Source organism: Gemmata sp., assembly GCF_051859125.1.
Lineage (GTDB): Bacteria > Planctomycetota > Planctomycetia > Gemmatales > Gemmataceae > Gemmata.
Genome location: NZ_JBHYGG010000212.1, coordinates 1 through 13,143 on the forward strand (window position 1 = coordinate 1; position 13,143 = coordinate 13,143).

At 71.9% G+C, this 13,143-nt stretch carries 11 protein-coding genes; 5 read left to right on the top strand and 6 right to left on the bottom strand.

The window, feature by feature from the left end:
* A partial coding sequence (locus ACTIGN_RS17530; RefSeq protein WP_439626126.1) for a DUF1552 domain-containing protein occupies positions 1–1,353 on the top strand: 1,353 nt, incomplete at its 5' end.
* 468 nt (positions 1,354–1,821) lie between these two features.
* Positions 1,822–2,028 carry a hypothetical protein gene (locus ACTIGN_RS17535; RefSeq protein ID WP_439626127.1) on the top strand — a complete coding sequence of 69 codons (207 nt, stop codon included), beginning with the start codon at positions 1,822–1,824 and terminating at the stop codon, positions 2,026–2,028.
* A gap of 262 nt (positions 2,029–2,290) precedes the next feature.
* Here the strand turns inward: ACTIGN_RS17535 and ACTIGN_RS17540 are convergent, their stop codons facing one another.
* A complete protein-coding gene (locus ACTIGN_RS17540; RefSeq protein ID WP_439626129.1) occupies positions 2,291–2,758 on the bottom strand; it encodes a hypothetical protein in 468 nt (155 codons plus the stop codon).
* Between the two features lie 21 nt (positions 2,759–2,779).
* Positions 2,780–3,994 (bottom strand): DNA polymerase Y family protein, encoded by a 1,215-nt coding sequence (locus ACTIGN_RS17545; protein ID WP_439626131.1) that lies wholly within the window; start codon positions 3,992–3,994, stop codon positions 2,780–2,782.
* A 133-nt stretch (positions 3,995–4,127) separates the two neighbouring features.
* Here ACTIGN_RS17545 and ACTIGN_RS17550 point away from each other — a divergent pair, with 133 nt between their 5' ends.
* From ACTIGN_RS17550 to ACTIGN_RS17560, 3 genes are all read left to right on the top strand, one after another.
* Positions 4,128–4,538 carry a hypothetical protein gene (locus ACTIGN_RS17550; RefSeq protein WP_439626133.1) on the top strand — a complete coding sequence of 137 codons (411 nt, stop codon included), beginning with the start codon at positions 4,128–4,130 and terminating at the stop codon, positions 4,536–4,538.
* Positions 4,539–4,845: 307 nt separating this feature from the next.
* Positions 4,846–5,145, top strand: coding sequence for an RNA recognition motif domain-containing protein (locus tag ACTIGN_RS17555; RefSeq protein ID WP_439626135.1), 300 nt, complete (start codon positions 4,846–4,848; stop codon positions 5,143–5,145).
* Positions 5,146–5,382: 237 nt separating this feature from the next.
* Entirely contained in the window at positions 5,383–5,808 is a 426-nt protein-coding gene (locus ACTIGN_RS17560) for a hypothetical protein (protein ID WP_439626137.1), read from the top strand.
* A 117-nt stretch (positions 5,809–5,925) separates the two neighbouring features.
* Here the strand turns inward: ACTIGN_RS17560 and ACTIGN_RS17565 are convergent, their stop codons facing one another.
* The 4 genes from ACTIGN_RS17565 to ACTIGN_RS17580 form a co-directional block, all read right to left on the bottom strand.
* Entirely contained in the window at positions 5,926–6,195 is a 270-nt protein-coding gene (locus tag ACTIGN_RS17565) for a hypothetical protein (RefSeq protein ID WP_439626139.1), read from the bottom strand.
* Positions 6,196–6,335: 140 nt separating this feature from the next.
* Positions 6,336–11,081: a beta strand repeat-containing protein gene (locus ACTIGN_RS17570; RefSeq protein ID WP_439626140.1), complete on the bottom strand. Its 4,746-nt coding sequence runs from the start codon at positions 11,079–11,081 to the stop codon at positions 6,336–6,338.
* A 763-nt stretch (positions 11,082–11,844) separates the two neighbouring features.
* A complete protein-coding gene (locus ACTIGN_RS17575) occupies positions 11,845–12,051 on the bottom strand; it encodes a hypothetical protein (RefSeq protein ID WP_439626142.1) in 207 nt (68 codons plus the stop codon).
* Between the two features lie 48 nt (positions 12,052–12,099).
* Positions 12,100–12,567, bottom strand: a complete 468-nt coding sequence (locus ACTIGN_RS17580; protein WP_439626144.1) for a hypothetical protein — start codon at positions 12,565–12,567, stop codon at positions 12,100–12,102.
* Positions 12,568–13,143: the final 576 nt, after the last annotated feature.

Consider the following 13,143-nt stretch of genomic DNA (forward strand, 5'->3'; position numbering starts at 1 on the left):
CCCGCCCCCACCCCCGAGACCGCCATGAACCCGAAGACCCACGCGATCACCCGCCGCACCATGCTCCGCGGGTTCGGCGCGACCCTGGCCCTGCCGTACCTGGAAATCATGGGCGGCGGGACCGCCGCGGCCGCGGCCGGCACGCAGGAGCCGCGGCGGCTGGCGTGCTTCTACGTCCCGGGGGCCATCAACCGGCACGCCTGGTTCCCCAGGGACACGGGCCGGAACTACACCCTCGCCGACTCGCACAAGCCGCTCGAGAAGGTCCGCGACGAGTGCTCGGTGCTCACGAACCTGTCGCACATCACCGGCCGCATCTCCGGCCACGTCCACCCGTACAACTGGCTCACCGGCCACAACATCAACATCGTCCCCGGCACGGTCACCAACACCGTGTCGATGGACCAGGTCGCGGCCAAGCACCTCGGACCGACGTGGGTGCCGTCGCTGGCGCTGTCGTTCGCCGACGGGGTCGGCACCACGACCCTGTCGCGGAACTCGATGGGCGTGGACGTCCCCGCGACGGCGAGCCACCGCACCGTGTTCGAGCGGCTGTTCCCGCCCGCCGACCGGGGGCAACTCAAGGAGGCCGAGGCCCGGCTCGCGCTGAGCCGCAGCGTCCTCGACACGGCGGCCGGCGGGGTGCGGGACGCGCAGCGGCACCTCGGGGCCGAGGACCGGCGCCGGCTCGACCAGTACCTCGAATCGGTCCGCGAGGTCGAGAAGCGGCTCGGCGACAGCCGGGCGATCCTCGACCGCGGCCGCCCGAAGTTCGACGAGGCCGCCGTGAAGGTGGACCCGCAGGCCAAGAACAGCATGCGGGAGCACATCGAGCTGATGACCGACCTCATCGCGCTGGCGTTCCAGACCGACATGACGCGGGTGGTGACGCACTCGCTCGGCGGCGAGGGCGGCCCGAACTACGACGAGTACAAGGACTGGGCGCAGAAGGCCGGCGCGCCGGTCCGCGGGGCGCACGACGTCCACCACAAGGGCAGCGGCGACCCGGACGCGCCCGACTCCAAGGTGCTCGCGGCGCGGGACGCGATGCTGGTCGGGTGCCTGGCCCGGCTCGTGGAGAAGCTCCGGGGGGTCCGCGCCGCCGACGGCACGCTCCTCGACCACACGGTCCTGCTGTTCGGGGGGGCGCAGATCTCGAGCCACTCGGGCAAGAGCTTCCCGACGCTCGTGGCCGGCGGGCGGAAGCTCGGGTTCCGGCACGGCCAGCACCTGAAGTGGGACACCGACAAGAAGCCGATGTCGGACCTGTACCTGACCATCCTCCAGCAGCTCGGCTGCCCGGTGACGGCGTTCAAGGAGAGCACCGGCCCGATCTCGGAACTGCTCGCGTGAGTGCGGCCGTGTTCTCTCCCACGCCGCTGCCGGTAATGATTCTCTACGCCTGTGCCCCGGCTGCCGCCGCGGGTTCAGGGTTTGACGCGGCCGCGGCTGTCTCCGCCGCCTCCGGGCGGTCAGTCCCCGCTGCGCCGGTGCTTCCGGCACACCTGCCCCCGTGGTCGCCACGCTCCCGCCGGTGAACGTCGACCCGCGGGCCTTGGTCGTCACGTCAGTCAGGTCGATGGTCCCGGCGCCGCCGCAGAGATGCGCGGCAGGGACGACGAACACGTCGCGGCGGCGCATCCGCATGAGCGTACCCCGTGTGGGCCCGGAGTGGCCGCCGGGGGTCGGCGTCACGGCCTCAGGTGTCGACACGGTCGACACCTGAAGCCCAGCCGGGGCGGTGTCTGCCCCGTGGGGGCGCGCAAGTCCCCGCCGGCCGGGCGTTCGGGTTCGGCCCACGCCCCTCCTTTGGAGACGCACATGGACTGGCGGGACGGCACCACCGGCGGCACGTCGCGGCGACTCCTCACGTTCCCGGCCGCGGTCAGCGCGGCCCCCGGCGGGTGGGTCCGGGTGGCCAAGGCGGGGGTGATCGGCGTGGGGCCGACCCTGGTCGAGGCCGCCCGCGACCTGGCCAGCAAGCTCACGGTCGCCCTGGCCCCTCCGCGGCGGCCCCGGCCGGGGTGAGAGGCCGAACAAGTGACTGCGGGAGCCGCGGAGCGTGTCCGCCCGGGTTGCGTCAATCGTGACGGAACCGATCCCGCTCAGGTGCGGGCCGTGCCCGCACCTGAGCGGGATACGCCAACCGACATCGCACCCCGCCCCGCCCATCCGGGCGGCATCGCGTTCCGTCGCTTCATCATCGGCGGCCACAGCGTGTCGAGCACGCCCGGCTCCGGGCCGCCCTCGATCAACTCCCCGCTACCAGCTTCCCCACTCTTGCCTGCCGTCAGATCACCTCGCCGACGAGGCTCGGCATCCACTCGGCCCGGGTCATGACCCGGTAGTACCGCGTGGCCGGCTCGGTCACCAGGAACACGATCGGGAGCCCGACGCGGTCCCGTACGAGAAGCCCTTGCACCCCCTGCTTGACCCGGTACCAGACCCCGTTGGCGAGCGCGTACGTGGCGGGGACGAGGACCGGCTCGGGCGACAGCGCCGACCACTTGCCCTCCTCGACCGACTCCTTCCACGTCCACCCGGTCGGGGGGAGCTTCCGCTCGGCCCGGTCCCGGTTCCCCCACCGGACGATCCGGAGCCGGCCGTCCCACCACACCGGCAACAGCGTCGGGTTGGCCTGCCAGTAGAACCGGACCTCTTTCTCACCCCCGCGGTCGTGGACCCGGTCCGTCAGTCCGTATTGCTCCAGGAGCGAGAGCGGGAGTTCGCTGGTGGCGAGGGCGATCGCGGTACACACGGCCAAGCCCTCGACGCCACCTCAGAAGCACACCTTGCCCCGCACGTCGCAGATGTCGAAGTTGTTCGCCGGGTCCGCGTACACGGCCGGCAGGTGCAGCGTCGACGCGCTCCGCAGCGTGAACCGCCCGTACCGCTCGTTGATCGCGGTCTTCACCCGCGCGACCGCCTCCCGCTTCGGGTCCGGCGGGTTGAACAGGCTCAGCTGGAACCCCCGCGCCCGACGCAACTTCGGGGCGACGACGTGCATGTGCGTGGCCGGCTGGTCGGGCCGGTACGCCCGCCGCAGTGCCGTCCGAGCGCCGTCGAGCAACTCGTCGAACCGGTCGGACGGGACGGGCAGCTTGCACAGGCCGGCCGTGGACCCGCCGTCCTTCCACGCCAGGTGGACGCCCAGCGCGTCGGTGCGGACGTGGTGGAAGTGCAACTCCTCGATGAGCCGCTCGGTGTGCCGCACGCACCACGCCCACAGCACGCTCGGATCATCGACGTTCCCCATGAGGCTCCCGCCGCGGGCCAGCACCTGGTGGGGTGCGCGCTCGGGCCGAATGGGCGTGACCGGGTGCCCGTTGAGTTCGAGCCACAGTTCGTGACCTGTCTTCGTGAGGAGCTTCTTGATGAGCTTCCCGTCGGCGAGGGCGAAGTCGAGGCAGGTGCGGATGCCGTACGGCGCGAGCCGCGCGGCCCGCCGGCCGCCGATGCCGCTGATCTCGGTCGCCGGCATCGTGGCCAGGAGCGCCCGCTCGTGGTCCCGGTCGGTCACCGTGACCGCGCCGAACGGCTTGGCCGTGTCGCTGAACAACTTCGCGAGGGTCCGCGTCCGGGCCACGCCGATGGTCACCGGCAGCCCGCACGCTTCGAGGACGTGGTCCCGAACGGCGAGCGCCGCGTCGTGGAGGGACTGACCGGCCCGCGGGGCCTGGGCGCGGAAGAAGAACTCGTCGATGGAGTAGTATTCGAGCGGGCCGAAGTGCCGGCCCACCGCCTCCAGCATCTTCCGCGACAGGACCTCGTACCAGTAGAAGTCCCGCTTCACGTACACCCCGTGGGGGCACAGCTTCACCGCGTCCCAGATGGGCGTGCCGGTTTTGACGCCGGCGGCCCTCATCTCGTAGCTCTTGGCGATGACGCACGCCCCGTTGTTGCCCAACACGCCGACCGGCTTGCCCACGAGGTCCGGGTGCCGCACCCGCTCCGCCGACACGTAGAAGCAGTCCGCGTCCAGATGCCCCACCATTGCCGACCTCCCTGCTGTTAGTGATTGGGTGTTCACTAGTAGCGAGAGAAGTATTACACTCAGGGGAGGTGAAGGCCAGCCGCAGGAGGGGGTTGGGCGTGTTCCGCGATGTTCCGGCCCCGGGTCCCCCGCCATGCACACCCCGCGTTCCACCGTCGAGGCCGCCACACGCGCGGTGGTCGAGGCCCTGTCGAAGCTGAAGCCCCCGCCGACGGTTCGCGTGACCGACGTCGAGGGGGGCGTGGCGTGCCTGGTGCTCGTGTGGGACGCGAAGCGGGCCATGCCCACGGTCCGGTGGCGGTCCCCGGGCGGGCGGGCCGGGTGCAAGGCCGACGTGGTGGCGGTGGTCGCCGCGGCCGGCCGGTCGCTGACCCGCAAGGAGGTGCTCCGGGTGCTCAAGGCCGCGGGGAAGAGGCACGGGCCGGGAACCGTGGCCAAGGCGCTCGCTGACCTGACGGCGGCGGGCGAACTGGTGAACCCGCGGGACCGGAGGGGTTACCGGCTCCCGGCCTGGAGAAAGGACAGTACCCCGAGCCTGTTCTGAGCCCGGCGGGCGTTCGACCTCCGACAACCCGCCGCTGGGTGCGCCCGAGAGCCGGTTGCGCCGCAACCGCCGTGATGCCGGGACCGGCATTCACGCGGTGCCGGGGCCGGTGTATAATGCCCGCACGCGGACCGACCGGTCCGCCCGTCAGGAGACGATCCGCGATTGGTCCGCCCATGCTCGCCCGTCCTGTGCCCCCTACCCACAGTACCAAGGGCCGCCGGGCCGTGCGACTCCTGACCCGGCCGCGGCCACTTCGGCCGTGCGCCGTCCGTTCCCCGGGCCGAACGCCCAGAAGAGAGTTCTTTTGAAGAAGCTTTACGTTGGCAACTTGCCGTTCAACGCCACGGCCGACGAGTTGCGGGAGATGTTCACCCCGTACGGCCGGGTGCTGAGCGCGACCATCTGCTCGGACCGCGAGACCGGGGACAGCCGCGGGTTCGCGTTCGTCGAGCTGGCCGAGGGGGCCGAGGAGGCGGTCCAGGCCCTGCACCAGGCGCATTTCGGCGGCCGCACCCTGACGGTGAACGAGGCCAAGCCGCGCGAGGGCGGGGTGTCCGCCGCGGGCCGGACCGGTGCCGGACGCGGGTCCCCCCGCAGCTACTGACCACATCGATCGCCACAACGTAACCGGCCCCGGCAATCCACTTAGGTTGCCGGGGCCGGTTACGTTAACCCGAGGTCCGGGCGCCGGGGCGGAGGGGCCCGTTCCAAGTGAGAGCAGTCCCGCCAGCGGGGTCGGGCAAGCCGCTCTGTTCCCCGGTGACAGGAGCCGCAGTTGTAGTGGTGGGCTCCCGCGCCGCACCGGCTCACGCGGCCGGGGGCCCCGTCAGGAGGTTCGCCCATGACCACCCGCCGCACCGGGGCCGCCTCGGCCGCCGCACTGCTCGGCCTCGCCCTCTCCGCCCTGGGGGTCGACGCGTGCCTCGGGATCGATGCCCGGGAGGAAGTGCGCGGGCACGAGAACGACGCCGCGGCCCTCGACGCCCAGCGGGTCCGCGTGCTCCGTGAGGGCGAGGCGTCGGGTCGGGTCGCCGACCGGGTGATCGCCGGCGCGGTGCCGCTGTCCGCGGCCGTGGACGAGTTGGAACCGGGCCTCCGGGAGCGGCCCGGGTTCGACTGCGCGTGGGCCAACGACCCGCCCCCGACGTTCCGGCACCGGGTCGCCCGGTACGTCATGATCCGGGTGGGCACCGAACTCGAGCGTGACCCGGGCCGGAGGGACGCGGTCCTCGCTCGGCTCGACGCCGAGTACGCCTCCCTCCGGTGAGCGGCCGGCCGGGACGGTCTGGGCTCCACGATCGGCGGGGGTGTGCGGGACCACGATCCCGCCCCGAGTTCGCACGGGGCGACCGTGGGGGCGGCGTCCGGCCCACGCCGGCGGCGGTCACCCGTCCCGCAGCAGGCGCTCGACCCGGGCCATCTCGTCGTCGAGGACGACCAGCGTGCCGGCCGCCCCGGACCGGACCAGGAGCATCTCGTCCCGGAGGCACCGGAGTGCCGCACGGCACCGGCACGGGACCGCGTCCTCCGGGGCCGTTCCGGCGGGAACCGCACTGACCGGTAACCCCCGCAGGGCGTCCGCGTCGGGGAACGCGTCCCGCAGTGCTCGCGCCTCGCGCAACAGCCGCTTCCCACCCATCTCGTCGCGCCCCATGTCCACCCTCCCGTGGCTCCTCCCGGGTGCAAGGTCGGGTGCCCGGTGTCCTTTGGACGTCAGGATTTCGGACCCGCCGCCGCGAAACTCGGAGAGTTCCGACGAGTAGTCCGGGGATTTCCGGGGGCGCGCCGCCGGGGTCACACGGGGAGACCGGGGGTGACCTCGACGGCGTTGACGATCCACAGGGACGAGCCCGGGGCGGTGCTGAACGTGACCGTCAGCACCCCGTCGGCCCCCGCCGTGCCGCTCACCGTCACGGTCCCACTGCCGCGGAGCGTCTGCGTGGTGCCACCCACGATCGAGGCCCGCACGCCCTGGAGCCCCTGGGTCGGGGCCGAGTACGTGTGGACCGTCACCGTGGCCGACTGCCCGGCCCCCACGAACACCTTGAACGCCACCGGGGTGAGCCCGTACGCATAGTCCCCGAGCACCCGGGCGTCCCCGCCCGCCGGCACCCGGCCCCCCGTGGACCCGCCCACGCTCCCGGTCGTCGCCCACCCGTACCCGAGCGCCGCGCTGTACTTGGTCCCGGGCATGACCCGCTCCCACCCGGCCGACTGCTTCCCGATCGAGTTCGCCTTCATGTCGAACCGCCGCCGCGCCCCGAACGTCTCGCTCGAGGCCGCGAGAGCCGGGTTCCCGAGCGTGTCTTCCGCGGTCCCGGGCGCGAGCGAGATGCTCAGGTTCCCCACCCCGGTGATCCCGCTGACCGTCACCGTCCGAATCTTCCCGGTGCCTGTGTCCACGCTCACGGTTCCGGTGACCGACCCGGTCGTGTTCAACGTGATGTCCCCGGTGCCGAGGTCGCTCGCCGCGAACCGGTCGTCGGTGTACGTGACCGTGTACGCAACTACCCCCGGCCCCACCACCACCGGAGCACTGATCGCCACCACCGGCCCCAGGCCGTCGAACGTGCGGGTCAGTCGAGCCGCCGCGGGGGTGCCGAAGCCCGAGGCGTACTGCCCCGCCCCCGCCCCGACGTCCACGGTCACCGCGCCCTGGCCGGCGGGCACCACGCCGAACGTGTACGTCGCCCCCGACCCGGCGAAGTTCGTCACCGTCCCGTTCCCGACCACCACGTCGGTCGCCTCGAACCCCGTGACCGACTCCGAGAACGTCACCGTCACCGGGATCGGCGACGCGTTCGTCACGGTCGCGGCGGCCGACGCCACCGCCGGCGGGGGGGCCACGGTGAGCGAGACGGTTGCCTCGCTGCTGTTGAGGAACCCGTTGCTCGTCGCGAACGTGAACGCGTCCGGGCCGGAGTACCCCGGGTCCGGGGTGTAGACCATGTTCGGGGCCGTGCCCGAGAGGGTGCCGTGGTCCGGCGGATCGGTGACGGCGTACGTCAGCGGCAGCGCCGGCGTGTTCGGGTCGGTGCCCGTCAACGTGACCGGGACGCCCGCGCTGTCCTGGCCGAGGGTGAGCGACTGCGCGGCCGCGGTCGGCGCACCGATGGCCGTGAGCGTGACGGTGGTGTCGGTGTAGTTCACCCGGAGCGTCACGCCCCGGAACGGGACCGTGCTGTTCTCCCCGTACCCGTTGAATACCCCGGTCCGGCTCGTGGCGGACACGATGGTGAACACGTCGCCCGTGCTCGGCACGATGCTCCCCGGGAACACGAGTACGAGGCCTGTGCCCGCGAGGTTCACCGTCCCGGCTACGGTCAACCGCGTGTACTCCGTGTCCGCGGTCGTGCCACCGAGCGTAAAGTACAGATCCCGGCCGCTGTCGAAACTCAGCCCGGACGCGGTAACGTCCGGGCCGGTGCGGCCCGGGGCATAGGTCTTGAGTCCGTTGCTCCTTAAGGAGAGTGCGCCGCCGGCGGTGTTAATCGACCCTCCGTCACTGTTCTGGATGATGGAGGGGGCCACGAGTTCGAGCTTTGTGGCGGTGGGGCGCGACAGGTCGGCCGACACGGTGATGCGCGGGACGCCTGCCGACCCGATCACGAGGGTTCCCGCAGCGACGAGGTCCAGTTCCGCGTCGGTCAGGGCCAGGGCATCGGTCACGTCGGTGCCCAGGTTGATCGCCCGGAAGGAGGTTACCGGGGCCAGCGTGACCGTGCCGGTGGTGCCGACGCGGCCCGAGGTCAGGACCATGTTGTCCGAGTTGATGGTGATGTCCCCATCCGTGCTGGCCCCGACGCCGCCGTCGCGGCCCTGGTCCAGGATGAACGACTTGCCCGGGCCTGTGGTGATGGTGACGTTGGCCCCGGGCGAGTTGCTGTTGAGGATCGACCCGCCCCTAATCGCGTGGAGGATCTTGACGTCGCCGCCCGCGGTGACCCGGAGCCCCGCCGCGCCGTTGGCCTCCGCGAACGTCGTGTTGTCCAGGACGATGTCGCCGCCCGCCTCCAGAACGAGCCCCTCCCCGCTGACGTCGCCCCAGGCGCTCGACGTGCCCAGGGTCAGATGCCGGCCGGCGCGGAGCGTCGCCGTTCCGCCGCTGGACGCGACGGCGTTCCCGTTCCCGCCCTGGGTGACGATGTCGGACGTGCCGCCCGTCGCCGTCAGGGCGACGTCGCCGGGGGCCTGGACCCCCTGGTTGACCGTGATCGTGCCGGTGGCGGTGACGTCGATGTCCCCCGACGCGCCGGTGACCCGCACGCCGGTCAGCGTGCCGTCGACCCCGCCGATCGTGACCGCGCCCGCGTTGCTCACGAAGACGCCGCCGGTGCCGGTCGTCGCTTCGACCTTGTCGACGTCCGTGTTCACGGGGGCCGCGGACGTGCCGACGCCGGTCGCGGCCGCGAGCGCCAGCGAGGGGGCGGTGACGGCGGTCGCGGTGCTCCCGTCGTCGGTGATCGCGCCGCCCGCGGTCAGGCCGACGAGCCGGGTCGCGGCGACGCTGCCGACCGCAATGTTCCCGGACCCGGTGGTCGAGGCGGTCACGTCGTGGTTCGCCCCGCCGGCGCCCACGCCGGTGAGCGAGAGGCTCGCCCCGTTGGTGCCGAGGGTGACCGAGCCGTTCGTGGCCGCGGCCGACGTGACGGCGAGCTGCGTCCCGCCGACCCGGGTGACCGTCACGTTCCCCGTCGCGGCGGTATTCACGGCACTCGCCGTGGTGGCCGTGAACCCGCGGTTCGCGTTGAGCCGGATGACCACGTCGCCCGAGGTGGTGTTCGTGGCGGCGACCGACCCCGCGCTCATGTCGAGCGGGGCTCCGGACGCGCCGATCCCCGCCGCCGCGTTCAGCACCACGGCCGACGCCCGGATGTCGTCCCCGAACCCGGCGTGCGTGATGGCCCCGCCGGCGTTCACGGTGACGGTGCCGGCCAGGGCGTTGGAGAAGCCCGCCCCGCCGTAGGCCACGTTGCTCCCGGCACCCGTCGCCGTCAGGGCGACGCTGCCGGCCGACGAGGCGACCTCGCCCGCGACGGTCAGTGTGCCGGAGGCGGAGATCCTGATGTCCCCGGGGGCCGATGTGGCCCCGACGGACAGGGGCCCGGCGTCGGCCACGAAGACGCCGCCGGTCGTCGTGGTCGCGGTCAGGCTCGAAACGGCCGTCTCGAGCGGGTCCGCCGCGGTGGCCACGCCCGTGCCCGCGGTGACTCCGAGGTTCGAAACCGTGATGTCGGTGCCGCTCGGGTTGCTGTCAACGACGTTCGCCCCGGTGGTGAGCAGCAGGGTGCCCACGGCGGCCGGCGCGACCGCCCCGGCGACGGTGATGGCCCCGCTGGTCGCGTCGCCGATCTGGAGGGTTCCCGCCGTGATGGTGCCGAGTTCGGTGTTCATCAGCCCCAGGATCCCGCTCGCGTCCGCCCCGCCGAGCAGGATCTGCGTGCCGGGGTTGTTCGGAACGAGGGCGACGGTCCTGGTGCCCGCGTCGACGGTCCCGGCGGTGAGGACCATCGCGTCGGCCTTGAGCGTAATCACCTCCGAGACGTCGTCGTCGAGTGCGATCGCCCCCGAAGTGGTGAGTGTCCCCGAGGCTTGTACCGTCAGGTTCTTCGCGCTGATCGCGTTGAGTTCGGCGTCGGTCAGGCCCGCGGCCCCGAGGGTGAGGTTCACGCCGCTGCCGACGGTCCGCAGGACGAGGTTGTCCGCCGTGAGGGCGTTCGCCGCGTCGAGGTCGAAGGCGTCGGCCGCGAGGGCCAACGTCTTGCCGGCCCCGCCCGCCGTGACCGCTTCGCCGACCGTGATCGATTTCCCGGCCGCGACGAACAACAGCACGCCCCCGCTGACCGTCGCAATTCCGGCGACGCCGCTGACCGTTCCCACGCTCAGGTCGTCGGCGCCCGCGAACGTGAAGTCGCCGGACGACGCGCGCCCCGCGATCGCCCCCACCACGTTCGCGGCCTGCGAGAGATCGACGCCTCCCGCACCCTGGGCGGACAGGGAGGCAGCCGTGATCACCCCCGCGGGGTCTTGTGCCACCGTGAAATCGGCGGGGACCGCCGTGCCCGCAAACAGTGTGACGTTCCTCCCGGCCGCGTTGATCGGTGCGAGCACTTCGACGGAGGCACCGAGCGGCGAGATGTTCACGTCTCCCGTCGAGGTGATCGTCTGGTCGATCGTGACCGTGGCACCACGGACCGCAGTGGCGACGGCCAGTCCGTTCACGCTCAGCGGCCCCGACGTGAAGTCAACGTGATTGGCAAGAACGTTGAGGAACTCGTTCGCGAACGCCGCGCTGCCGGCGACCTCGGCGTTCTCGAACCGGAGCGCAAAGTCGTTCTCGCTGAGAACGTTGATCGAGGTGAAATCGTCGAGGTTGACCGTTGCGGTGGAAACGCCGCCGACGGCCGCATTGCCGTTGACGAGGCCCGTCGAACTAGAAACGGTCAACACGCCGGCCGCGGCGGAGATCGTGACACTGTCGTGGGCGTCGGTGGAGATGACCAACTCTGAACCATTAACGACGGCCGCGACGGCGAACAACGCGCGGTCTTCCAGCGCTTCGAGTCGCAGCGGCGGCGATCCCGTTGTGCCCCGGGGCCCGCGAACGGGTTGTGCAGACCGACTTCGGAATGAGGCCTGAACGGACTGAATCCAGCGCTTAACCGAGTGACGCATGAAGGTCTTTCGTGGTGCGACTTCGAGGACAGCAGTTCCATCACGAGCGACGAGCCCGAAGGGCACGCACCCGTCCGCGCCGTACTTAAGCAGACTTCGCAGGTCCCGGGCTAGATCGAACCGGGTAGGGGGGGGAGTGTGCATCTTATGCAGGACCCCTCACGCTTCGCGGCACTTTCCCCGTTGGAGTTGCGCAACGCCGGGATTCTCCCGGTTACCCGGACGGGCGCACGCGAGCGTCCGGGTGCGGTTCGGGGCCGCCCCGGGGCACGAAAACAGCCCCGAGCGCGGTGCCCGGGGGCGGACAACGGGGCCCGCGCGTGCCACTTGGTTCGTTGCAGTGCCCCCGAACTTCGGGAGGCCCCATCGCCGCTTGCGCCGCCCGAGCGGGGCGTCGCCGGCGGACAGAAGGTGGGGGCACGCCGGCCCCGAGGAACCGCCCCCTGGACTGCCGGTCCGGATCATCGAACTCGCGGAGCAGGTCCGTAAGGACGAGAGGGGGCGGGTCGGCGAGGCACGCGGCCCAGAGCGCTGGAGCGTCGGTCACCGGCGACCCCGTGACGGACACGGGAGCGGCCCCGGACGAGCGATCCGACCCGACCCGGGGCGCCTGGCAACGGAAACCGCTTCACCGCACGAGGCGGACCGCGGCGAAGACGCCGCCGAGGCTGAGGCCGACCAGGAGCAGCGCGAGCCCCCACGTCTGCGCCCAGGTGAGCGGGTACAGGTACACCCCGCACCGCGGGCACGGGGCCGCGTCCCCCGCGTCCTCGGGCTCCAACCGCCCCTGCCACCGGCACACCCCGCACCGGTACGACCTCAGCGGCACACGCATCGCGCCCCCCTCACTTCCGTGGTGTCCGCCCGCGGGTGCCGCGGCGACTCACCGTGCCCCCTTCGTTCCCGGCTCACCCGCGCCGTCGGGGATCGCCACCTCCCGGGCGTACTGCTCGACGTACCCCTCTGCGAGCTTGCCCGCGACGGCGCGGTGGTACGCCGCAACGGCGCGGCGGCGGTCCCGGTACAACCTGCTCCGCTTCTGCCCCATCGCCTCGTTCCAGTCCGGTCGGATTCCGCCGGAGTGGACGCACACGGCGTTGCCGTCCAGGGTCCCGATCCAGAACTGGTCCGCGGTCGCGAGCACCCGCCGGGTGAGCGACCGCTCGGTCTCCGCGAACCCCGCGGCCGCTTGCTCCGCGACCGCCCGCTCGAAGTCCTCTCTCCGGGTCAGCACGTGCTCGACGAGTCGCCCGCCGTCGGTCACGCGGTGGCCGAACCGCAGCGGCTCGTCGACGAAGATCACTTTGCACGTGAGTGGCGGGTCGCCGCCGGTGAGTTCGCGAACGAGCATGCGGGGGTCCGGGGAACGTGGGGGAAGAAAGTAGCCTACACGCGCCCCGTGCCCCCGCCAGCGTGGAGCGGCGGGCTCTGAGCGGTTGGTACCGCCGGTTCGGCATCGAAGCGGAGTCCCACGGGCCGTACATTCGCGGGCTCGTGCGGTCACCGTTCTTGTTCGCCACTCCGGTGGGAAGGCGTCCGGGCGGAAAAAGGTTGCCGCCCCAGGATGGAACGCGGCGAGGCGGCCCTGTCGCGGTCGCCGCCGCACGCGCCGCACTTCCCGTTCGGCGTGGTCCAACGTGTTCGGTGCCAGTTGGCCTGTGCGGACCGGGAGCGCATCACTTCTTCGCCTGCTTCTCGGCGGGCTTCTCTTCCGGCTCGTCGTCGGCCACCTCGTCGCACTCGGAGAAGGCGTCGGCAGTCACGCCGAACGCTCGGGCTAGCTTCACGACAGCGGCCCAACTGGGGCACGCTGTCCCTGCTCGTGACTGCGCAGGCTGCTCAATGGCATGCCCGCTTTTCGGTGAGCTGCTGTTGGGTGAATCCGGACTGCTCCCGCAGTTGGTGAGGCACTTCTTTGAACGCCATC

What these genes read in the sequence shown, in the direction of transcription:
- ACTIGN_RS17535 (WP_439626127.1), top strand. Translation starts at nt 1,822, where the DNA reads ATGGACTGGCGGGACGGCACCACCGGCGGCACGTCGCGGCGACTCCTC.
- ACTIGN_RS17545 (WP_439626131.1), bottom strand. Translation starts at nt 3,994, where the DNA reads ATGGTGGGGCATCTGGACGCGGACTGCTTCTACGTGTCGGCGGAGCGG.
- ACTIGN_RS17550 (WP_439626133.1), top strand. Translation starts at nt 4,128, where the DNA reads ATGCACACCCCGCGTTCCACCGTCGAGGCCGCCACACGCGCGGTGGTC.
- ACTIGN_RS17560 (WP_439626137.1), top strand. Translation starts at nt 5,383, where the DNA reads ATGACCACCCGCCGCACCGGGGCCGCCTCGGCCGCCGCACTGCTCGGC.
- ACTIGN_RS17565 (WP_439626139.1), bottom strand. Translation starts at nt 6,195, where the DNA reads ATGGGGCGCGACGAGATGGGTGGGAAGCGGCTGTTGCGCGAGGCGCGA.
- ACTIGN_RS17575 (WP_439626142.1), bottom strand. Translation starts at nt 12,051, where the DNA reads ATGCGTGTGCCGCTGAGGTCGTACCGGTGCGGGGTGTGCCGGTGGCAG.
- ACTIGN_RS17580 (WP_439626144.1), bottom strand. Translation starts at nt 12,567, where the DNA reads ATGCTCGTTCGCGAACTCACCGGCGGCGACCCGCCACTCACGTGCAAA.